Source organism: Rothia sp. CCM 9419 (assembly GCF_048512815.1).
GTDB lineage: Bacteria > Actinomycetota > Actinomycetes > Actinomycetales > Micrococcaceae > Rothia.
Genome location: NZ_JBLXXY010000006.1, coordinates 1 through 20619, shown reverse-complemented (window position 1 = coordinate 20619; position 20619 = coordinate 1). Strand labels below are relative to the sequence as shown.

Below are 20619 nucleotides of genomic sequence, written 5' to 3'. Positions count from 1 at the left end.
TTTTGTGTTCAGCCAGGTGTAAGAGGCTTAGAGTTCTACGCCAAGTTTTTCGAGGATGAGTTCTCGTACACGTCCGGCGTCTGCTTGTCCGCGAGTTGCTTTCATGACTTGACCAACGATTGCGCCGACAGCTTGAACTTTGCCACCACGAATCTTCTCTGCAACGTCAGGCATTGCAGCTAAAGCATCGTCGATAGCGCCGCTGAGTGCACCGTCGTCAGAAACAACAGCTAGAGAGCGTTTTTCAACAATTTCGGTGGGTGTTCCTTCACCGTCAAGAACAAATTCGAGAACTTGTCGAGCAATTTTATCGTTGATTTTTTTGCTCTCAATGAGTTGGTTAAGTTCCACAACGGTTTGTGCGCTTACACCAAGCTCGAGCAGTTCGGTTTCGCGAACTTTTGCGAGGCGAGAGATTTCTCCCATCCACCATTTACGCGCTACCGTTGGGCTAGCGCCTGCAGCGACGGTCTCTTCAATTGCGTCCATTGCCCCAGCGTTGACAACGTCACGGAACTCTTCATCAGAGTATCCCCATTCTGCTTTGAGACGGCGACGGCGTTCTGCAGGGGGTTCTGGCAGTTCTGCGCGTAGACGTTCAATCCATTCGCTATCGGTAACCACGGGCACGAGGTCTGGCTCTGGGAAGTACCGGTAGTCGTCAGCGTCTGATTTGGGACGCCCCGGTGAGGTTTCACGGGTGTCTTCGTGCCAGTGACGGGTTTCTTGAACGACTTTTTGTCCAGCTTCTAGAACAGCTGCATGTCGTTGAATCTCGTATCGAACAGCACGTTCTACAGAGCGTAAGGAGTTGACGTTCTTTGTTTCAGAGCGAGTTCCAAAGGTGCTGCTTCCTTTAGGCATGAGGGAGACGTTTGCGTCACAGCGGACGTTTCCACGTTCCATACGCGCATCGGAAATTCCTAAGTTTTTGACGATTTCGCGGATAGCTGCCACGTAGGCTCGTGCGAGTTCTGGTGCTCGTTCTCCTGCCCCAACGATGGGTCGGGTCACGATTTCGATGAGGGGAACGCCTGCTCTGTTGTAGTCTACGAGGGAGAAGTCTGCACCTTGAATACGGCCGTCTGCGCCGCCTTTGTGGGTGAGTTTTCCGGCGTCTTCTTCCATGTGGGCACGTTCGATGTCGATGGTGAAGATTGTTCCGTCTTCAAGTTCAACATCGAGAGAGCCATTTGCGGCGATAGGCTCATCGTATTGTGAGGTTTGGAAGTTTTTAGGGGTATCTGGGTAAAAATAGTTTTTACGCGCAAAATGCGAAATTGGTGCAATCTCGCAGCCTAGCGCAAGACCCAATTTGATGGCAGATTCTACAGCTTTTCCGTTGACGACGGGAAGCACACCAGGTAGCCCGAGGGATACGGGTGTGACGTTGGTGTTTGGTGTATCGCCAAATTCGTTGGGCGCAGCATCAAACATTTTTGTTTTGGTGTTGAGCTCTACGTGAACTTCAAAGCCTAATACTGGGTCGTATTTTTCGATTGCTTCGTCGAAGCTTAGGGTTTCTTCAGACATTATTTCGCTCCCCCAAAGTTAAAATCGCGAATCAGTGATTCGGTGTCGGGCATCTGTGTCCATAGTGGGGCACCCCAGGTGTTGTTCAAGAGGGTTTCGAGCCCTGCGCCAACACGGTAAAGACGTGCGTCTTCGTGTGCTGGGGCGGTGAATTGGATACCTACGGGCATGCCGTCTTCGTCAGCTAGTCCAGCTGGTAGAGACAGTGATGGGACGCCCGCAAGGTTGGTAGGTACAGTTGCGATATCGCCTAGGTACATTGCCATGGGGTCACCGTCAGTTTTTTCACCGAGTTTGTATGCGGTGGTAGGTGCTGTTGGTGAGACGAGGACATCGCATTGTTCAAAGGCTGCAGCATAGTCGCGTTGGATGAGGGTGCGAACTTTTTGAGCTGAACCGTAGTAGGCGTCGTAGTATCCTGCAGAGAGGGCGTATGTTCCGAGAATGATACGGCGTTTTGCTTCTGCTCCGAATCCTGCGGCACGGGTTGCTGCCATGACACGTTCGATGGTCAGTGGGCCGTCTTCTGGTAGTACACGAAGCCCGTAACGTACGCCGTCATATTTGGCGAGGTTTGAGGAAACCTCAGAAGACATGATGAGGTAGTACGCGCCAAGAGCCTCTTTGACCGATGGCAAAGAGACCTCAATAATATGGGCGCCAGCTTCTTTAAGTAATTCTAGTGATTCGTTAAAGCGTGCAGTAACACCGTTTTGGAAGCCTTCACCAGTGAGCTCTTTGATGACGCCAATACGGATTCCGGCTAGGCTTCCTTCTCGGGCGCCTTCTCGTGCCTGTTCAACGTAGGGGCCAACCGGCTCGTTCAAAGAAGTTGAGTCGTGGCGGTCGTATCCTGCGACGGCTTCGTGAAGCAGTGCTGCGTCAAGAACGGTGCGGGAGCAAGGACCTACTTGGTCTAGGGATGATGCCATGGCAATAACGCCGTAGCGTGAGATAGAACCGTAGGTTGGTTTGACGCCGACAGTTCCGGTGACGGCTGCTGGCTGTCGGATGGAGCCTCCAGTATCGGTTCCTAATGCCAGAGGTGCTTGGAAAGCACCCACTGCTGTTGCGGAGCCACCACCGGAGCCGCCTGGGATACGGTCTAGTGCCCATGGGTTGCGGGTGACACCGAAAGCGGAGTGTTCGGTGGATGATCCCATTGCAAATTCGTCAAGGTTGGTTTTGCCGAGGATGGGCATACGTGCTTGGCGAACTTTTTGGGTGACGGTACCGTCATAGGGGCTCATCCAGCCTTCAAGCATGCGAGATGCTGCGGTGGTGGGTTGTCCTTTGGTGACGATGAGGTCTTTGATAGCGATGGGAACGCCTGCTAGTTCGGGGAGTTCTTCGCCGGCTGCGCGGGCTTTGTCAACGCTTTGAGCGGTTGCTAATGCTTCTTCTTCGTTGGTGTGGAGGAAGGCGTTGAGTCCGTCTTTTCCTGCGGAACGGTCGTTGCTGTCGAGGGCTTGCCCGTCGGTTGCTTTGATACGGTCTAGGTGTGCTTGGGTGATTTCTACTGAAGAGATTTCGCGAGACTTAAGTTTTTCGACGAGTTCTGCAGCAGAGAGTTTAATGAGTTCGTTCATAGTTTTTCCTTAGTCCTCATCGAGAATTGCTGGGACTTTGAATTTTCCGTCTTCTGCATCAGGTGCCCCGGAGAGCGCTTCTTCTGCGCTGAGGGTTTCCTCTACGACGTCTTCTCGGAAGACGTTTTGTAGTGGGATGGGGTGTGATGTTGCTGGAATATCGTCGGATACTGCTTCAGAAACAGATTTGACGGATTCGACGATGACGCCGAGTTCCTGTGCCATTGCTTCTAGTTCGGTATCCGTCATTTCGATGTGTGCCAGTTCCGCTAGGTGCGCAACTGTCTCACGGGTGATGTCAGACATAGATTCTCCGTAGTGGACAAAAGTTTTCTTTTCTAGTTTATCTCTCTGAACTCACTTTAGGCAGTTCTCTTGAGGATATGTGGCAGGTTCTCTCAAAGAACTCAGTGAGGTTAAAGAAAAGACTTCGCTTTCTTCCTCAATGAGTTGAGGAAGAAAGCGAAGTCTTTATGCTACCTAATGGAGATTATCTCGATATTAGAGAGCTGGGATAACGAAAACCTGACCGGGGTAGATGAGGTCTACGTTAGCAATAATGTCTTTGTTTGCATCAGCAATAACGTGGTAGGAAGGAAGACCTAGCTGGTATGCGATACCGGAGAGGGTATCACCAGGCTTAACGGTGTAGGTACCAGCGGTTGCTGCAGGTGCAGGAGCAGGAGTGGACTCTACAACAGGTGCAGGTGCTGCTACGGGTGCTGGAGCTGGAGCTGGTGCTTCAACAACAACGGGTGCTGGTGCTGGAGCTGGAGCGGTGTATTCAACAACTGCTTCAGACTGAGGAGCAACGGGTGCTGCTGGTGCAGGTGCTGCTACGGGTGCTGGAGCTGGAGCTGGTGCTTCAACAACAGCTGGTGCTGGAGCTGGAGCTACGGCAGCAGGTGCGCCGGCAGTTCCGTATGCGTAAAGGTTGAGCTTAGCTGCACATGCAGGCCATGCGCCCCATCCTTGCATCTGAAGGAGGTTTTCAGCAACGCGAATCTGCTCTGCTTTAGAAGCGTAGTGAGGTGCGCCGCTACCGCCAGCAGCATTCCAGGAAGACTGGGTGAACTGTAGGCCACCGTAGAAGCCGTTGCCGGTGTTGATAGACCAGTTGCCACCGGACTCACACTGAGATAGCGCTTCCCATGCTTCGAGAGGAGCTGCTTGTGCAGGTGCTACTGCAAAAGATGCTGCTGCTACACCGCTAACTGCTAGTGCAGCTGCGGAGCGGGTTACGTTTTGGCGAATGGAAGTCTTTTTCACAATGCTCCAAGTGTAGGCCACCTAACGCTCCACCAATCCCTTGGCTTCAATGCGTTGCCGTCTACCCGTAGATGCTTATTGGGTATCTATTGAGGTTTTGCCCTGTAGACGGACTCAGGTGTGCGGCAAAACCCGGCATATAGTTCAAGGCTTCTTCCAGCCCTGAAATGTATTTTTCCCGCAGGTGCGGGATTGCGTTCATGGATAACGATAACGTAACGATTTGGGTTCATACAACCTCCCCAGCAGGTCTTGTTGCCCGTAGGGCATTTATCAGCCTACTGTTGATAACAGCCCGCACGCAGTTGTATTTTTTATTTAAAAGAGAACTTATTGAGTGTTAAACCCGCGTATTTCTGGGAAGAACCAACGTGGGGGTCATCTTTACCATTTCGTTATTTTTGTTATCAAATCGCAACATTTATCGGCGAAAAAACGCCGAAAAAAATTTTTTAATTTTCTTTGCGACACTCCACGAAAACTACGATATTTCGCGATAAAACCTCAAAAGCACCTATGTTAAGGCTTCAGCACCTTCAGCAAGAAGTACCTTAAAAGCGTCTTCATCTAACACTGGAACGCCCAAAGATTCTGCTTTCTCCAGCTTCGAACCAGCGGCATCACCGGCGACAAGATAATGCGTTTTCTTCGACACCGACCCCACTGCTTTACCGCCACGAGCAATAATAGCTTCCTTGGCAGAATCCCTTGAAAAATCTTTGAGAGTGCCCGTTACGACAATAGACAGTCCAGCTAATGTTTGCGGTAGATTATCATCTTGCTCATCAGCCATGCGCACGCCAGCAGCAGCCCACCGCTCAATAATTTCGCGATGCCAGTCCACCGCAAACCATTCTTTAATAGAGCGAGCCATTACTGCACCTACACCATCAATAACCGCTAAACGCTCTTCAGAGGCATTTTCAATAGCTTCCATAGAACCAAACTCAGTTGCAAGAGCACGTGCCGCGGTAGGGCCTACATGTCGAATCGACAACGCAACAAGAACTCTCCATAACGGCTGTTCTTTTGCTTTCTCTAACTCTTTAAAAAGCTTCTTTGTATTTGCGTTAACAGCAGAAGGTTTCTTCGCTGTACCACGCGTATAAAAATATGGGACAAGCTCATACTCTCCGCTAAGAACCCCACGCTTTTTCTTCTCACGTCGTATTTTCACATCGGCAAGATCTTCTGCACGAAGATCAAATAAGAACGCTTCAGAAACAAGAGGAGCAACATCAGGCTCAGCAGGAGCAGTCAATGCTTTAGCCGCTTCAAAACCTAACGCCTCAATATCAAACGCACCACGACTTCCAGCATGATAAACGCGTTCTGTCAGCTGAGCAGGGCAAGAGCGAGCATTAACACAACGAATATCAACGTCACCTTCTTTAGCAGGCGCTAACGGCTCACCGCAGGAAGGACATTCCTGAGGCATTTCAAAAGCTCGTTCGCTGCCATCTCGCAAAGCAATCACAGGACCCACAATTTCTGGGATAACGTCCCCTGCTTTACGCAATACCACCGTATCGCCAATAAGCACACCTTTAGCTTTGACAACGTCTTGGTTATGCAGCGTTGCACGTTCAACGGTTGAACCAGCAACTTTTACCGGCTCCATGACCCCATAGGGAGTGACACGCCCAGTACGCCCCACATCGACACGAATATCAACAAGTTTTGTATGCACTTCTTCAGGAGGATATTTATAAGCAACAGCCCAACGCGGCACACGAGAGGTGTAGCCTAATCGTTCTTGTGTTGAAAAATCATTAATTTTGACAACAATTCCGTCAATCTCATGTGCCAGAGAATGACGTTGCTGCCCGTAACGTTCAATAAATTCAAGAATTTGCTGAGTATCGGAGAACAGTTCAGTATAGGGGCTCACCGGAAGTCCCCATTGTTCGAGCAGAGCATACGTTTCGTATTGAGAGTCCAATGAGATACCCTCATGTGTGCCAATGCCATGCACGTACATTGATAGAGGACGCCGAGCCGTCACTTTCGCATCTTTTTGACGTAGCGAACCGGCAGCAGCGTTACGAGGGTTTGCGAATGGTGCTTTCCCCTCTGCAATCATCTGCTCATTGAGAGTAAGAAAATCTTGAGAAGAAATAAAAATTTCTCCACGAATTTCAACTTCTTCAGGATGTCCGTCACCGGCAAGTTTACGAGGAATCGTCCCGATAGTCAGGACGTTATGGGTCACGTCCTCCCCCGTTGTTCCGTCACCGCGAGTAGCTGCCCGTACAAGCTCTCCCTGACGATATAGCAGGTTAACCGCTAAACCATCAATTTTTAGTTCGGTTAACCAACGAACAGATGATAACCCCGCAAGGTGCGCGTTCTGTTCAGTTTTATTCAACCATTGTTCTAGTTCGGGGATAGAAAAGACGTCTTCAAGAGAATACATACGGCTGAGATGAACAACGGGCGCAAAGATAGAGGATGGTTCTGCCCCGACTTGTTGTGTCGGTGAATCTTGAGAGATGAGTTGAGGATGTAATGCTTCAAGTTTTTCCAACTCAACAAAAAGTTCATCGTATTCTTTATCAGAGAGGATTGGTTCGTCGTCAACAAAGTATTTTTTTTGCGCCTGACGGATTTTCTCCATCAAAGCAATATAGCGTTCTTGTAGCTCAGCTGTGATGAGTTCACGAGATTGTTCCGTTGACGTAACGTCCATCTTCTTCTCCATATTTCACGTTCGCTGTTCTTGGCAGGTATCCGCATTGAACGGCGCAGTGGTGTTGTTTTCAGGTTGGCTTAGTAGTATTTCATTCATAGAAAAGTCCCTAACTACATTTAATCAGCAGTTAGGGACTTTCCATTGGGGTTTACCCGAAATATCCTCAAGAATTACTTTAGCGCAATTCTCTCTCATCGTGATAGGACTCTTCTTCTGCCACTGTCGTGGGTTGAGATTGATATTCTTCCGCAGAGCTCACAATATGGTGTTGTTCTGTTGAAGTGAGTTCTTTAAGGTGTTCGCTTCTTTCTTGAGCTGTTTCTTCAGTCACGACGTCAGCAACAACAACAGTAATATTGTCTCTACCGCCAGCACGTAGGGCAGCCATTTGTAAGACATCTGCAGCGTCTTGAGGGTGCTCAACAGTTGCCAGTACCCTCGCCATATAGTCATGAGATAGTTCACCCGATAGCCCATCTGAGCAGAGCATCAAACGGTCTCCTTCTCGGGCAGGAATAACCCAGAAGTCTGGTTCCCAGTAGTTTCCGGTTCCCAACGCACGTGTAATGACGTTTCGACGTGGGTGAGTAAGCGCTTCAAGTGGTGTAATTTGTCCGGTATCTACGAGGTATTGCACTTCGGAGTGGTCCACAGTGATTTGTTCTAGAGTAAGGCCTTCAACGCTTCCCGCAGAGAAAGACATATCGTGTGCGTCTGTTTCGACTTCTTCTTCACGAACGAGACGATAGGTACGAGAGTCTCCCACGTTGAAAATAAACCACATATATTGGTCTCCGATATTCGTCAACCAAGCACCCGTCACAGTTGTACCAGCTCGTTGAGAGAACATCTCCTTAATACGTTCGTCTGATTCGCCAATGATTGAACGAATATGTTCGAGAGTACGCATAATTTGCCGGTTTAAGGCGGTGGTCTTTTGACGACGACGTCCAAGAAGTCCCTGATTGCCTTCTGTAGAGGTGTTATCTTCTGCTGCAAGCTCTCGTGCATAGCTTTCTTGTTCAGCTTCTGTCATACCGCAAGGGCGCGAGAAGAGGTGGTTATAGCTGATGGTTCGTGCGCAGAGTCGGCTTGCGTGTTCGCCTGCTTCGTGCCCGCCCATTCCGTCGGCGACGATGTGTAAAGTTCCGACTACTGAGCAGGAGTCTTCGTTATTGTCTCGGTAAGCGCCAACGTCAGTGGCACTTCCGGAGAAGGTTGTTAGTTTTTGTGCGGTCATTCTGTGTCGATCTCCAATTCATTGCCGGTACCGACTTCCACGGATATAGGCGTTATGTCTCCGAAGCCTCGGACATTGCGCTTTGGTTGTGGTGTGAAGCGAAAACGTCCGTCGCCTTTGAGCGTCTGGGCGGTAGCGTCATTGGTAAGCACCTTACCAGGTTCTGCGATGCTTACTAGGCGCGAAGCTAGGTTTACGGTAGGGCCGTAAACGTCTCCTAGTTTGGGAAGGATACGTCCCCAAACAAACGCCACGCGTGTGTGTGGCAGGTCTGGGTGTTCTTCAATCGCTTGAGATAAGGCTAATGAGATGCGTGCAGCGGCGTCTGGTGTTTCGGTGAGGAAAAGGACTTCATCACCAACGGTTTTGATGATGCGTCCACCACCAATCGCTATGATTTCTGCACAGCGTTGTTCAAAAGTTTTGACGAGTTTACCTAGCGTTTTCTCATTCATCTGACACGAAAGTGTGGTGTAAGAAACAAGATCAATGAAACCTATACCGCGTAGCAGAGGTAAATCAGCACGGTCTTCAGAGACTCCGTCTTCGTTGCGGAGCGCTAGTCGCAACACTCCAGCGTTGTATTGTCTGCGGTAGGTGTAAGACAGTATCTCTTGTAAGGTTGTGATGAGTTCTGGCAGAACTTTAAGGAGTTCTTGACGTGCTCTACCGTTACTAAAGCCTTGTTGTCTTGAGATGTCATCAACGATTTCTTCAATTTGCCAGGCCACGATTCGGTCGGTCAGTTGTCCCATAGAACGGGCGATTGAGATCGTTGTTTCGAAGTCTAAACCGTGCTTGTCGGTCAGTTCAGTAACCTTTTTGAGCCCTTTGACATCTGCTTCGGTGAAGTACACTTCGTTTTCGGAGATATCTGGTATTCCTAGTGCATGCCAAATTTTGCTGACTAGTGGGAGCGTCGCTCCGGTCTGTTCTATGATTTCTTTGCTGGTAAGGTTTTTCTGTGTACCGAGGAGAAATTTTTCGAGGGCTTTAACCGCTTCGCGGTCTTCTTTTGTGCGATATACGTTGCTTTGCACACGGTTGTTGGAATATTCAAATTCTTCTTCCAGAGGCACTGGATGAAGATTATCGTCTGATCCAGGTGCCGGCTTTTCCACGGGACTATCCTTTCTCATGCTCTCGTTGAGACAATAAAACTTACTCTGTGACTTACAATACTCTACTTATGGGGAGTAATACGAAGAATGACGAAAAACTGTTCATCATCTTATGATGTGGAACTATCTATACGACCCTAAAACGCCATGATAAGAAGCGTTAAAATCGTACTGTGTTCGTTTTAGTTCCTCTGAAAACGCCTGAGCATGAGGAACATTTTGTAGAACGCAAAGACCTTTTTGAGTGCCGTGTTGAACGTAGACTGTCAGCTTTCCAATTTTTGTATATCCAAGCCACGTTCGTTGCACCTCACACCCCGTAATACTCTCGAAATTGATGGAGATAGAACGCTTAGCACTCAATCCGCGTTGGATTACGAGACGATGTGTCGTGATGAAATACTGGGTCAAGAAGTATCGCTTCAGGCTTTTAATCGTCTGGTATAAGGACGCCCCTGCTAAAAGATATCCAAGAAATGACCAGATAGTACTAACTCCGGCTATAGCAGACGCAAAACTCACGAAGAATATGTTCAGAAGAGCATAAAGTGCTGGTATAAGTAGGCAACGCCAATGTAATCGGGTTGCAACACGCACCGATTCCCCTTGTAGAAGCGTTCCTCGTAGTTTCATAGCTCACTTATCTTACGGTAATGAATAGTCTTTTGTCTCAGTAATCGTCAAAAAAGATGGTCTTTCTATGCACTGCGCAGATGAATCACGTCGCCGACTGCGTAGCTTTGGGATATTCCGGAGTCTGTGGTGATAACGATTTCTCCGTCGTCGTTAATATCTTCTGCTACACCATATGTTTTTTGTCCGTCTGGCAGTTCTATGACAACGCGTTGCCCCAATGTCGACATTTTGGTTCGGACACTGTCTAACAGGCTAATTCCATGTCGTTGCAGTGCGGAGGGAATACCGTTAACGCGGGCGAAGTCTTCATATCGTTGAGCAAAATTCTCACAGATTTTTTCGAGGGCTTCATCAAGGCTTCGTGGTCTTTGTGTTGCGGCGAGAACAGAAGTTGCCGTGGGGACGGGAAACTCTTCTGGTTCAAGGTTAATATTTATTCCAATACCAACTATTGCTGAGAGATTTTCAGCAGACTCTACAGCAATTTGAGCGAGTATTCCGCAACATTTTTTGTCACCAATGAGGACGTCGTTAGGCCATTTGAGATGCGCTTCAATGCCCCAAGAGTTGAGTGTGTCAATTGCTGCTAGGGCGAGGAGCACGGTGAACCAGTGATATTGTTCGGGTGCGATACGGTGTGCGGGGTTAGCATGAGGGCGAACGATGACTGACGCGCAGAGGGAGCTTCCGGCAGGAGCAACCCATTCTCTATTGAGCCGACCTTTACCGTGTGTTTGTTGTGTTGTTGCGATAACAGAGAGTTCACCCCATCGCCGGTTTTGTAGAGAATCTGCTGAGGTGAGAAGTTCGTGGGCGTAGAGGTTCGTTGAGGGGACAGTATCGAGCAGAAGAACTTGTTGGTATTGGTGGTAGGGAGCCTTAGATGCGGCACGGCTCACCTCATATTTGAGGTAGTTATCGAGGGTTTGTATCGGTACGCTCATCGGCGGTGTTCTCTCTTGAGGTTTTATATGATAGGCAATGCTTTATTGGAGCAGATTAAGAAACGCCCCGATAGGATAAAAGAACGAAGCTATCGGGGCGCTCGCCACTTTTAGGGTGGCTTCTTTCAGAAAGGAAAGCGCTTTCATTGTTACAGAGAGGAACTAGGAATGTCTACCACTGAACCGGTGCAGGTGTTTACTCCTATTGGGGCGTGCGCTCTTTTGGGTATTACTCGCAATGGATTTTATAAGAGAATTGAGAAATATCCTCTTGAGCCTGACTATCTCATCAACGAGAATCAACCATGTTGGACCGAGGAAACCCTCAGAGCTTGGGATAAGACCATTCCAAGTGTCGGTGCTCCAAAAAATCTTGAGAAGCTGGTTAAATAAAGCCCGTCAGATTCCATGTGACATCTGCAATACAGCAAAGGCAGTCTTTCCTCTCTCATAGGAAAAGAAGAAGTATAAGGCATGAGCAACAAATCAGAAATTCCCGTTTTCTACAAGGGCGAAGAGGCGAGTAAGCAGGTCAAACTTTCCAGCGCTGGCTTTTTGAGTAATATGAAGAAATACCCACTAGAGCCAGATTTTATTGTCAATGGAAAAACTAAGGGATGGAAAAAGGAGAGTCTGGTGAAGTGGTATAACGAGGTTGTACCTAAGCCACTTTCTTCTGAAAAGAAAAAACTTTCTTGAAACCACGTGAAGTAAAACCCTCCCGCTCCTGAATAACTCAGCTAATCAGGGGCGGGAGGGCGTTACCCCCTGACTCTAGCAAAGGAAAAATACTATGACAAGCAAACAAGTTATTGCACTACTAGCAACAATTACCGCAGTAACAGGGATTATTCTTGGCTTCCTTGGAAAGCCTTGGTATTTCCCATTTTCTGCAGTATTCCTCTGGGTTGCCTACATGAACCTCTCGTCCAACCGGAAACAGAAAGAAAACCAATGAGCATTTTTATCTGTACTTATAGCTACGCACCAGCAGAAGAACAAGAAAAACACCGTCCAGAGCATCGCCTTTATCTAGGTTCTCTCGTAGAAAAAGGAATCATTATTGCTTCTGGCCCTTATGTGGATAACGAAGCACCTGGGGCGATGTTGCTTTTTAAGGCATCTTCTGCAGATGAGGTCCGTGAGTATGTCAGCCAGGACCCCATGTATCTCGGTGGGGCGGTGCTCTCTTATAACGTGCGTGAGTGGAACCCTGTTTTAGGTTCTTTGGGCAGCTAGTCTGACTAGCTATTACAAATAGTGCGACGCCCTCAACATATTTTGTTATTTTTGTGATGAGATAAGTAGTTATCAGGTATTTTCGTCACGAGAAACATCCTATAGTTGAGGGCATCATATTATTCACCAGCTCACTGTGCCTCAGTACGGTGACGCTAGCGAATGCCCACCGTCAAGGATGTCCCCGTGTCTATGAATCACCACAGCACAACAGAAGAATCTTCTGCACACGATTTAAGTACTACCGCAGGTAAACTCGCAGACTTCTATGATCGTCGAGAAAAAAGTTACATGCCTTCTGGTCAAGAAGCAGTAGACCGCCAACATAGTCGGGGCAAGAACACCGCAAGAGAACGTATTGATTTACTCCTTGACGAGGGCTCTTTCGTAGAATTTGATGCTTTTGCTCGACACCGCAGCACAGCATTTGGTATGGAGAAAAAACGCCCATTAGGTGATGGCCTCGTCTGTGGTTATGGAACAGTAGATGGTCGTCTTGTAGCAGTATATTCGCAAGATTTCACCGTATATGGTGGTTCTCTTTCACAGGTCAATGGCGAAAAAATCGTTAAGGTACAAAAATTTGCTCTTGATAATGGGTGCCCTGTAATTGGTATCAACGATGGTGGCGGAGCGCGTATTCAAGAGGGCGTCGCTTCATTAGCGATGTTTGCCGACATTTTCCGCATGAATGTTCGCGCCTCAGGGGTAGTTCCCCAAATTTCTGTCATTTTAGGTCCTTGCGCCGGCGGTGCAGCCTACTCCCCTGCGCTGACGGATTACATTATCATGGTTGATAAGACCTCACACATGTTCATCACCGGACCTGACGTTATTAAAACGGTAACTGGCGAAGACGTTGATATGGAGACCCTTGGTGGGGCACATCAACATAACGCTGTGACGGGAACGTCAGCTTATCTTGCTGAAGATGAAGAAGACGCTTTTGACTTCGTGCGAGAACTCCTCGAATTTTTACCCGCAAATAATCTTTCGGAACCTCTGATAGTGGACCATGATCAGGAAGAAGATCTCATCGACGAGGATTATTCTTTAGATACGCTTATTCCTGACTCAGCTAACCAGCCTTATGATATGCGTACCGTTATTGAGACTGTCGTAGATGACGGGCACTTTTTACCTTTACAAGCACTCTACGCCCCTAATGTGATGGTTGGTTATGCCCGTATTGAGGGACGAACCGTAGGAATTGTCGCTAACCAGCCGGTACAGTTTGCAGGAACCTTGGATATTAATGCTTCGGAGAAAGCTGCACGTTTTGTTCGAACCTGCGATGCTTTTAACATTCCTGTAGTGACTTTTGTTGATGTGCCGGGGTTCTTACCGGGCAAAGATCAAGAGTTCAACGGCATTATCCGCCGTGGCGCAAAACTGCTCTATGCATACGCTGAAGCAACGGTTCCTCTGGTAACGGTGATTACTCGTAAAGCCTATGGCGGTGCCTATATTGTGATGGGTTCACGGAAGCTTGGCTCAGATATTAACCTTGCGTGGCCAACTGCGCAGATTGGTGTGATGGGCGCACAGGGTGCTGTCAATATTTTGTATCGTCGTGAGTTGGCGTCGGTTGCTCAGGCTCAAGGAGATGTTGAGGCTCGACGAGAAGAATTGGTATCTCAATATGAACAAGAATTACTTAATCCTTATCAGGCGGCAGAGCTGGGCTATGTTGATGAGGTTATTGCTCCCGCTGAGACGCGTGTGCGACTGATTCGTGCGTTACGTGCTCTTCGCGATAAGCGTGAGACGCAACCGGCGAAAAAGCACGGCAATATCCCCTTGTAATTGCTGTTGCGCACTATGAGTTTTTCGATCCTGTCTATTGTTTGGAGTTTGTGATGGCTAGTTCGTCGCTACGTTTTGCGTTTTCTCTTGGCTCTCGTCGCTCCTCAGAACAGCAAGAATCCCCTGCAGAAGTAGAGCAAGAACCACTTTTTTCGGTAGTTTCAGGTAACCCAACGGAGGAAGAACTGGCAGCCTTATCTACTGTTTTACTTGCTGTGGCTCAGTCTCATCAACAACAGCAGAAACCGTCTATGGGGCAGTGGCAGCGTCGTTTGTTACGTGGGCAGAGTCTAGGTGTTCGGTTACGCCCTGGCCCTGGTTCTTGGCGTCGTGCTCGCCCTATGTAGGTTCTAAAAACTGTTTTTTGAGATTAAGATTTTGGACTGTGCTTGCCTTCACAAAAGGATTACCCAGTAGAATGGAGGCATGTCGAAATTTGATACCATTCCTGCGGTTTACCGCCAAGAACGTCAGAGCACATCTGTAGACGCCATCGCTAATGAATATTATGAAGCGACTCTTCAGCTAGATCCTTCAGCTGCAACGTTAGCGGGACGTGCTGGCCATGAGACAGAATACGGTGATGTGTTCTCCCCCGAAGGTCACGAGAAATCTATTGAGTTGATTCGTCAGACTCTTGCTCGTCTTGAACAAGCAACACCCGCTGATGATGTTGATAAGGTCACCATTGACGCGATGCAAGAACGACTCGGTCTCGAACTTGAATTGCATGAAGCAGGGTTAGGCACATGGGAAATTAATAACATTGCCTCTGCTTCGCAAAGTATTCGCGCAATTTTTGACTTGATGAATCGCGAGACTCCTGAACATTGGGCTCATATTGCAGGACGTATGAAGAATGTTCCTGCCGCGATTGACGACTATATTCGCACCTTAGAAAATGCGCGTGAACGCGGCAATGTTGCGGCGCGCCGTCAGGTAGAAATTGTCATTGAACAGACCGATGCGTATATTGCTGAAGATGGTTTTTTCCAAAAGCTTCATGAAGAAGTTGTTCAGCATGCCCCTGATTTAGCACAGCAGGCGCGAGAAGGTGCAGACGCTGCCATTGCAGGGTACCGTACCCTTAATTCTTATCTTCGTGAAACTCTTTTGCCGGTAGCGCCGAAAGAGGACGCAGTCGGTATTGACCGTTACCGTTTATACTCTCGCCAGTTCCTCGGTTCAAAGATTAATATTGAGGATACCTACGCGTGGGGCGTTCAAGAGCTAGAACGTATTATTGACGAGCAGAAAGAAGTTGCTGAGCAGATTAAACCAGGTGCTTCCATCGAGGAGGCAAAGGCTGTTCTTGATGCTGACCCTGAACGTACGTTGCATGGTACTGAAGAACTAAAAGCGTGGATGCAGAATCTCTCAGATCGTGCGGTGGAGACTCTTGCCGGCGATTATTTTGATATTGGTGGCGCCATGTGCGAGCTAGAGTGCATGATTGCTCCCACTCAAGAAGGCGGTATCTACTACACTGGACCTTCCCCCGATTTTGAGCGCCCCGGTCGTATGTGGTGGTCTGTTCCTGAAGGAGAAGAAACCTTTGGTACATGGCGCGAAGTTTCGACGGTCTACCATGAGGGTGTACCGGGACACCATTTACAACTTTCTGTAGCAACCGCTATGTCTCAGACTCTTAACCAGTGGCGTGCTAATGGTGTTTGGGTTTCTGGTCATGGTGAAGGCTGGGCTCTTTATGCTGAGCGTTTGATGCAAGAGCTTGGGTTCTTAGAAGATCCCGGTGACCGCATGGGCATGCTTGATAATCAGCGTATGCGTGCAGCTCGCGTAGTCTTCGATATTGGTGTGCACTGTGGTCTTGAAATTCCAGAACGTTGGGTAAAAGAACTTGGTGTTCCTGCCGGTGTATGGGATGCAGAGAGCGGTTACCAGTTCCTCAAAGCAAACCTAGACCTTTCTGAGGGCCAACTAAACTTTGAATACGCTCGTTACTTAGGTTGGCCAGGCCAGGCTCCTAGCTATAAGATTGGCGAGCGCATTTGGGGTCAGTTGCGTGATAAAGCTCGTGCTCGTCAAGAAGATGACCGTGATTTCCATACTCGTGTGTTGAAGCTCGGGTCTATGGGTCTTGATAGCTTGGAGAGGGCTTTGGATCTCTAAGCATACCTAGTTTTTCCTGCGTAGGCGGGTAAAGATTGTTGTTGAAGGTGCCGGTATATATCTTTTCTAAGATATTTACCGGCATCTTTTGATGTTAAGGTAGGTGTTCTTTGTGGTGTTACTTCTACACTGGTAGTTATGAGTTCTTTTTCTTTGGTTTCTGATGTTGAGCCAACATTAGTTTTGGCGTCTTCTTCGCCTGCTCGTCAGAAGCTTCTTCGTGATGCGGGGATTATTTTTCAGGTTTGTGTGTCTTCGGTAGATGAGGACGCTGTTGTGGCTCGCGCTCAAAAGGATGCTGATGTTAAAGATTTGGGTGAGCTGACTCCGGCTCAGGTTGCGTTACTTTTGGCTCGCGCTAAGGCTGAGGACGTTGCTCGTTTGGTTGATGTACCGGGGGCTATTGTTCTTGGGTGCGATTCTGTTTTTGAGTTAGATGGTGTGGCTTATGGTAAGCCTCATGACGCGAGTACGGCTGTTGAGCGTCTTCGGTTGTTCAGTGGTGCTTCGGGGTTGTTGCATACGGGGCATTGGTTGATTGATACTCGTATGGTGCACGGGCGTTCGTCGTCTGAGTTACGTACTGCTACGGTGCATTGCGATGCTCTTTCGGAGGATCAGATTCATGAGTATGTGGCGACGGGTGAGCCGCTTGCTGTGGCTGGTTCGTTTACGATTGATGGGTTTGGTTCTGCGTTTATCCGCGGTATTGAGGGCGAGTACCATACGGTGGTGGGGTTGTCGGTGAATGCGCTTAAGGATATGTTGGAGGTTTTAGGTCTTTCTATCACCAATTTTTGGACGAAAACGGCATAATTTTTCAAAAATCTTCTGGTTTTTTCGGTACTATCAGCTAAGAAAAGAACTCTGCTGACGTGATAAGAATGTAGACTTTTCTCAACCATAATCTTTATTTGTGCTTGTCGCAGAAGAATATAGCTAACCTCTTTGGGGTGGCAAGGAGCTTTTTCATTGAGCAAAAACACCGAACGTCTACGTGGTCAGTTTATGAGCGTGCCGGGTCGTCATACAGGTCCTGTTTCTAAGGTTTTAGTGGCGAATCGTGGTGAAATTGCGGTTCGTGTTATTCGCGCTGCTGAAGATGAGGGTATTAGCACCGTTGCGGTCTATGCTGATTCTGATCGCGATGCTTTGCACGTTAAGTTAGCGACGGAGTCTTATTCTTTAGGTGGTAGCACTGCTTCAGATTCTTATTTGGTGATGGATAAGATTCTTAGTGTTGCAGAGCGTTCTGGCGCTGATGCTGTTCACCCCGGTTATGGTTTTTTGTCTGAGAATGCTGAGTTTGCTCAGCGTGTGATTGATGCGGGTTTGACGTGGATTGGGCCTTCCCCAGAATCTATTACGTTACTTGGCGATAAGGTTGCAGCACGTCATATTGCAGATAAGGTCGGAGCGCCGCAGGTTCCGGGGACAAAGGATCCTGTGTTTTCTGTGGCTGAGGTTGAAGATTTTGCTGATGAGTTTGGTCTTCCTCTTGCCGTTAAGGCTGCTTTTGGTGGTGGTGGACGCGGTATTAAAGTGGTTCGTCAGCGTGAGAAGATTGCTGAACTTTATGAGTCTGCTGTACGTGAGGCGACGGCTGCTTTTGGTCGTGGCGAGTGTTTCATTGAGCGTTTTTTGGATTCGCCACGTCACGTTGAGACGCAGTGTTTAGCTGATGCCCATGGCAATGTTGTGGTGGTGTCAACCCGAGATTGTTCTTTGCAGCGTCGTAACCAAAAATTGGTGGAGGAAGCTCCAGCTCCGTTTCTTTCGGAACAGCAGCAGCAGCGTCTTTATGATTCTTCTCGCGCAATTTTGCAGGAGGCTGGTTATCAGGGTGCGGGTACGTGTGAGTTCTTGATTGGTGTGGATGGAACGATTTCCTTTTTGGAGGTTAATACTCGTTTGCAGGTGGAGCATCCTGTCTCTGAGGAGGTCTCTGGTATCGACCTTGTTCGAGAGCAGTTCCGTATTGCTCGCGGTGAGGAGCTTGGATATTCTGACCCTATTTTGCATGGGCATTCGTTTGAGTTCCGTATTAATGGTGAAGATGCGGGTCGTTCTTTTATGCCCTCTCCCGGTACTGTTGAGAAGCTGGTGATTCCTACTGGTCCTGGTGTTCGTTGGGATTCTGGCGTTGTTGAGGGCGATGTAATTGGCGGTTCTTTTGATTCGATGCTTGCCAAGCTCATTGTTACGGGGGCGACGCGTCAGCAGGCGTTAGAGCGTTCTCGTCGTGCGTTATCTCAACTGGTGGTTGAGGGTATGCCTACGGTGACGAATTTTCATCGTGCGGTGGTTTCCGACCCAGCATTTGCGCCTGAGGGTGATTCTCCTTTTAGTGTGCATACACGTTGGATTGAGACGGAGTTTAATAACACGATTGCGCCTTATGATGGGGCGGCTGGTTCTGTGGATGAGCAGAGCGAACAGCGTCATCAGGTGGTGGTTGAGGTCAATGGTAAGCGTCTTGAGGTTGTTCTTCCTCAGTCTTTGGGCTCGGTTACTAAGCCTGCACCAACGGCTAAGAAGCGTAAAGAACGTGGGGGCTCTCGTGCTGCTGCAGTTAATTCTCATGAGTTGACCTCGCCGATGCAAGGCACTATTGTCAAGGTTGCTCTTAAGGATGGGGATAAGGTTTCTGAGGGGGATCTTGTTGTTGTTTTGGAAGCGATGAAGATGGAACAGCCGATTACGGCTCATCGTTCTGGGAAGATTAGTGGGTTGAAGCTTAAGGCTGGGGATACGGTTTCAGCTGGTGCGACGATAGCTACGATTAAGTAGTTGTGTGGTGAGGGTTGTTTCTGATGTTAGGTGTAGCTGTTTCTACCCTAAGACACAATCTTTCACATAATGAGACAAGCAGGGTTTTCTGTCCTCTCACGTCCTAAAGTATTAGACCAACAACATCTGATTCTTTCCAAGAGAGGTACCAGTGGCTACACGAACCACACCAGATACACCCAGCGCATCAGCGCACCACAAAACGCCAGTTCCACGAAGTCGAGTAATTCTTGCTTCGCTCATTGGAACTACTATCGAGTTCTACGACTTCTACATCTACGCAACCGCTGCTGTAGCAGTTTTTCCGGCACTGTTCTTTATCGGTGTCGATGACACGGCCAAGCTCTTAGCTTCCATGGCAACATTCGGTGCCGCATTCGTAGCACGCCCCATTGGTTCTATTATCTTCGGACATTTTGGCGACCGTATCGGACGTAAAGCCACCCTCGTTGGCGCATTATTGACCATGGGTATCGCAACGTTCCTTATCGGGTTGCTCCCCACCTACCACCAAATTGGTTTGTGGGCACCAGCAATGCTCACCATCTTAAGATTTACTCAAGGTCTTGGTCTAGGCGGAGAATGGTCTGGTGCAGCTCTACTCGCTACAGAGTATGCAGAAGAAGGCAAACGTGCACGCGCTGCCATGTGGCCCCAGTTGGGAGCACCATTCGGGTTCATCTTGGCGAACGGGTTTGTCCTCTTCCTCACCACTCTCATGTCTTTTGATTCCACCGCTGATTCGTCCAATATGTCCCATACTTTCATGATGTGGGGTTGGCGCATTCCTTTCCTAGCGTCTCTGGTGATGGTTTTCATCGGACTCTATGTACGTTTCAAGCTCGAAGAGACTCCTGTATTTGCTCAGGTCTTGAAACAGGATGAGCGTGTTAAAGCGCCTTTGGTTGAGGCACTCAAAACTGCATGGCTACCGATGATTCAAGGAACTTTCATCATGATTGCCTGCTACGTTTTGTTCTACCTCATGACAGCGTGGATTCTTTCCTACGGAATTGGCAAAGTCGAAAAAGGTGGCTTGGGTATCTCTTATCACGATTTCCTCATGGTACAGCTCGTATCTATTATTTTCTTTATCGTCTTCATTCCTGTATCTGGATGGTGGGCAGATATTGCTGGACGTAAACATCAGCAGCTCGTCACGACCTTGCTCATGTCCTTATACGGTTTGACGTTCTCTTTCTTCATCTCCCCCGAAACTATCGGTACTGGTGAAGACGCAAACATCGTTTTGTTGACCGCGTACATGTCTGTAGGTATGGCACTGATGGGCCTATCTTTTGGTTCTATGTCTGCCTACCTTCCAGAGTTGTTCGCAACTCACGTACGTTATACGGGTTCTGGTATTGCCTATAACGCAGCGTCCATTCTTGGTGCAGCTTTGACTCCTTTTGTGGCAGTCTATTTGAACTCCATTGGCGGTGTTGGATACGTGGGCATGTATCTTAGCGCGGCGGCTTTGCTCTCCGTACTCTTTATTGCTATCACCGGTGAGACGAAGAACCGAGATTTGCATACTATTGGGCGATAGTATCTTCAGCTCCGGCATATAAGGGGTGGGGTTTTACCACTAATTGTAAAACCCCACCCCGTATATATTTCCAACGAC

19 protein-coding genes are annotated in these 20619 nt (G+C 48.5%); 10 read left to right on the top strand and 9 right to left on the bottom strand.

Translation table 11 applies throughout. The features are described from left to right. Positions 1-27: 27 nt before the first annotated feature. The 9 genes from gatB to ACN08W_RS06080 form a co-directional block, all read right to left on the bottom strand. The gene (gene gatB / locus ACN08W_RS06120) at positions 28-1533 is read right to left on the bottom strand and encodes an Asp-tRNA(Asn)/Glu-tRNA(Gln) amidotransferase subunit GatB (protein WP_419109046.1); all 1506 of its coding nucleotides are present in this window, start codon (positions 1531-1533) and stop codon (positions 28-30) included. Beyond that, positions 1533-3122 carry an Asp-tRNA(Asn)/Glu-tRNA(Gln) amidotransferase subunit GatA gene (gene gatA, locus ACN08W_RS06115; RefSeq protein ID WP_419107515.1) on the bottom strand — a complete coding sequence of 530 codons (1590 nt, stop codon included), beginning with the start codon at positions 3120-3122 and terminating at the stop codon, positions 1533-1535. Before gatA ends, gatB begins: the two co-directional genes overlap by 1 nt. A 9-nt stretch (positions 3123-3131) precedes the next feature. Further along, positions 3132-3428, bottom strand: coding sequence for an Asp-tRNA(Asn)/Glu-tRNA(Gln) amidotransferase subunit GatC (gene gatC / locus ACN08W_RS06110; protein WP_419102121.1), 297 nt, complete (start codon positions 3426-3428; stop codon positions 3132-3134). Positions 3429-3623: 195 nt separating this feature from the next. Next, positions 3624-4391 carry a transglycosylase family protein gene (locus ACN08W_RS06105; RefSeq protein WP_419109045.1) on the bottom strand — a complete coding sequence of 256 codons (768 nt, stop codon included), beginning with the start codon at positions 4389-4391 and terminating at the stop codon, positions 3624-3626. Between the two features lie 514 nt (positions 4392-4905). Continuing rightward, positions 4906-7080, bottom strand: coding sequence for an NAD-dependent DNA ligase LigA (gene ligA, locus ACN08W_RS06100; RefSeq protein ID WP_419109044.1), 2175 nt, complete (start codon positions 7078-7080; stop codon positions 4906-4908). 178 nt (positions 7081-7258) lie between these two features. Next, positions 7259-8323, bottom strand: coding sequence for a PP2C family protein-serine/threonine phosphatase (locus ACN08W_RS06095; protein WP_419104035.1), 1065 nt, complete (start codon positions 8321-8323; stop codon positions 7259-7261). Beyond that, positions 8320-9444, bottom strand: a complete 1125-nt coding sequence (locus ACN08W_RS06090) for an adenylate/guanylate cyclase domain-containing protein (protein ID WP_419104036.1) — start codon at positions 9442-9444, stop codon at positions 8320-8322. The genes ACN08W_RS06095 and ACN08W_RS06090 overlap by 4 nt, the downstream gene beginning before the upstream one ends. A 123-nt stretch (positions 9445-9567) precedes the next feature. Then, positions 9568-10041 (bottom strand): PH domain-containing protein, encoded by a 474-nt coding sequence (locus tag ACN08W_RS06085; RefSeq protein WP_419109043.1) that lies wholly within the window; start codon positions 10039-10041, stop codon positions 9568-9570. 101 nt (positions 10042-10142) lie between these two features. Further along, positions 10143-11024 carry a biotin--[acetyl-CoA-carboxylase] ligase gene (locus tag ACN08W_RS06080; RefSeq protein WP_419109042.1) on the bottom strand — a complete coding sequence of 294 codons (882 nt, stop codon included), beginning with the start codon at positions 11022-11024 and terminating at the stop codon, positions 10143-10145. A gap of 168 nt (positions 11025-11192) precedes the next feature. On the opposite strand from ACN08W_RS06080, the gene ACN08W_RS06075 reads away from it, so the two are divergent. From ACN08W_RS06075 to ACN08W_RS06030, 10 genes are all read left to right on the top strand, one after another. After that, a complete protein-coding gene (locus ACN08W_RS06075) occupies positions 11193-11417 on the top strand; it encodes a hypothetical protein (RefSeq protein ID WP_419104039.1) in 225 nt (74 codons plus the stop codon). A gap of 81 nt (positions 11418-11498) precedes the next feature. Then, entirely contained in the window at positions 11499-11723 is a 225-nt protein-coding gene (locus ACN08W_RS06070) for a hypothetical protein (RefSeq protein WP_419104040.1), read from the top strand. Between the two features lie 94 nt (positions 11724-11817). Next, positions 11818-11982: a hypothetical protein gene (locus ACN08W_RS06065; RefSeq protein WP_419107520.1), complete on the top strand. Its 165-nt coding sequence runs from the start codon at positions 11818-11820 to the stop codon at positions 11980-11982. Continuing rightward, on the top strand, positions 11979-12263 hold the full coding sequence (locus ACN08W_RS06060) for a YciI family protein (RefSeq protein WP_419109041.1): 285 nt from the start codon (positions 11979-11981) through the stop codon (positions 12261-12263). Before ACN08W_RS06065 ends, ACN08W_RS06060 begins: the two co-directional genes overlap by 4 nt. A gap of 192 nt (positions 12264-12455) precedes the next feature. Further along, a complete protein-coding gene (locus ACN08W_RS06055; protein WP_419109087.1) occupies positions 12456-14069 on the top strand; it encodes an acyl-CoA carboxylase subunit beta in 1614 nt (537 codons plus the stop codon). Between the two features lie 53 nt (positions 14070-14122). Beyond that, on the top strand, positions 14123-14416 hold the full coding sequence (locus tag ACN08W_RS06050; protein ID WP_419104045.1) for an acyl-CoA carboxylase subunit epsilon: 294 nt from the start codon (positions 14123-14125) through the stop codon (positions 14414-14416). 79 nt (positions 14417-14495) lie between these two features. After that, a complete protein-coding gene (locus ACN08W_RS06045) occupies positions 14496-16202 on the top strand; it encodes a DUF885 domain-containing protein (protein ID WP_419104046.1) in 1707 nt (568 codons plus the stop codon). Between the two features lie 138 nt (positions 16203-16340). Continuing rightward, entirely contained in the window at positions 16341-17018 is a 678-nt protein-coding gene (locus ACN08W_RS06040; protein WP_419109040.1) for a Maf family protein, read from the top strand. Between the two features lie 192 nt (positions 17019-17210). Then, the gene (locus tag ACN08W_RS06035; RefSeq protein ID WP_419109086.1) at positions 17211-18992 is read left to right on the top strand and encodes an acetyl/propionyl/methylcrotonyl-CoA carboxylase subunit alpha; all 1782 of its coding nucleotides are present in this window, start codon (positions 17211-17213) and stop codon (positions 18990-18992) included. Between the two features lie 151 nt (positions 18993-19143). After that, the gene (locus tag ACN08W_RS06030) at positions 19144-20541 is read left to right on the top strand and encodes an MFS transporter (RefSeq protein WP_419109039.1); all 1398 of its coding nucleotides are present in this window, start codon (positions 19144-19146) and stop codon (positions 20539-20541) included. Positions 20542-20619 lie beyond the last annotated feature (78 nt).

Coding starts and splice junctions, on each gene's coding strand:
- gatA (WP_419107515.1), bottom strand. CDS start 3,122: ATGAACGAACTCATTAAACTCTCTGCTGCAGAACTCGTCGAAAAACTT.
- ACN08W_RS06070 (WP_419104040.1), top strand. CDS start 11,499: ATGAGCAACAAATCAGAAATTCCCGTTTTCTACAAGGGCGAAGAGGCG.
- ACN08W_RS06045 (WP_419104046.1), top strand. CDS start 14,496: ATGTCGAAATTTGATACCATTCCTGCGGTTTACCGCCAAGAACGTCAG.
- ligA (WP_419109044.1), bottom strand. CDS start 7,080: ATGGACGTTACGTCAACGGAACAATCTCGTGAACTCATCACAGCTGAG.
- ACN08W_RS06050 (WP_419104045.1), top strand. CDS start 14,123: ATGGCTAGTTCGTCGCTACGTTTTGCGTTTTCTCTTGGCTCTCGTCGC.
- gatC (WP_419102121.1), bottom strand. CDS start 3,428: ATGTCTGACATCACCCGTGAGACAGTTGCGCACCTAGCGGAACTGGCA.
- ACN08W_RS06035 (WP_419109086.1), top strand. CDS start 17,211: ATGAGCGTGCCGGGTCGTCATACAGGTCCTGTTTCTAAGGTTTTAGTG.
- ACN08W_RS06095 (WP_419104035.1), bottom strand. CDS start 8,323: ATGACCGCACAAAAACTAACAACCTTCTCCGGAAGTGCCACTGACGTT.
- ACN08W_RS06055 (WP_419109087.1), top strand. CDS start 12,456: ATGAATCACCACAGCACAACAGAAGAATCTTCTGCACACGATTTAAGT.
- ACN08W_RS06060 (WP_419109041.1), top strand. CDS start 11,979: ATGAGCATTTTTATCTGTACTTATAGCTACGCACCAGCAGAAGAACAA.
- ACN08W_RS06080 (WP_419109042.1), bottom strand. CDS start 11,024: ATGAGCGTACCGATACAAACCCTCGATAACTACCTCAAATATGAGGTG.
- ACN08W_RS06040 (WP_419109040.1), top strand. CDS start 16,341: ATGAGTTCTTTTTCTTTGGTTTCTGATGTTGAGCCAACATTAGTTTTG.
- ACN08W_RS06065 (WP_419107520.1), top strand. CDS start 11,818: ATGACAAGCAAACAAGTTATTGCACTACTAGCAACAATTACCGCAGTA.
- gatB (WP_419109046.1), bottom strand. CDS start 1,533: ATGTCTGAAGAAACCCTAAGCTTCGACGAAGCAATCGAAAAATACGAC.
- ACN08W_RS06075 (WP_419104039.1), top strand. CDS start 11,193: ATGTCTACCACTGAACCGGTGCAGGTGTTTACTCCTATTGGGGCGTGC.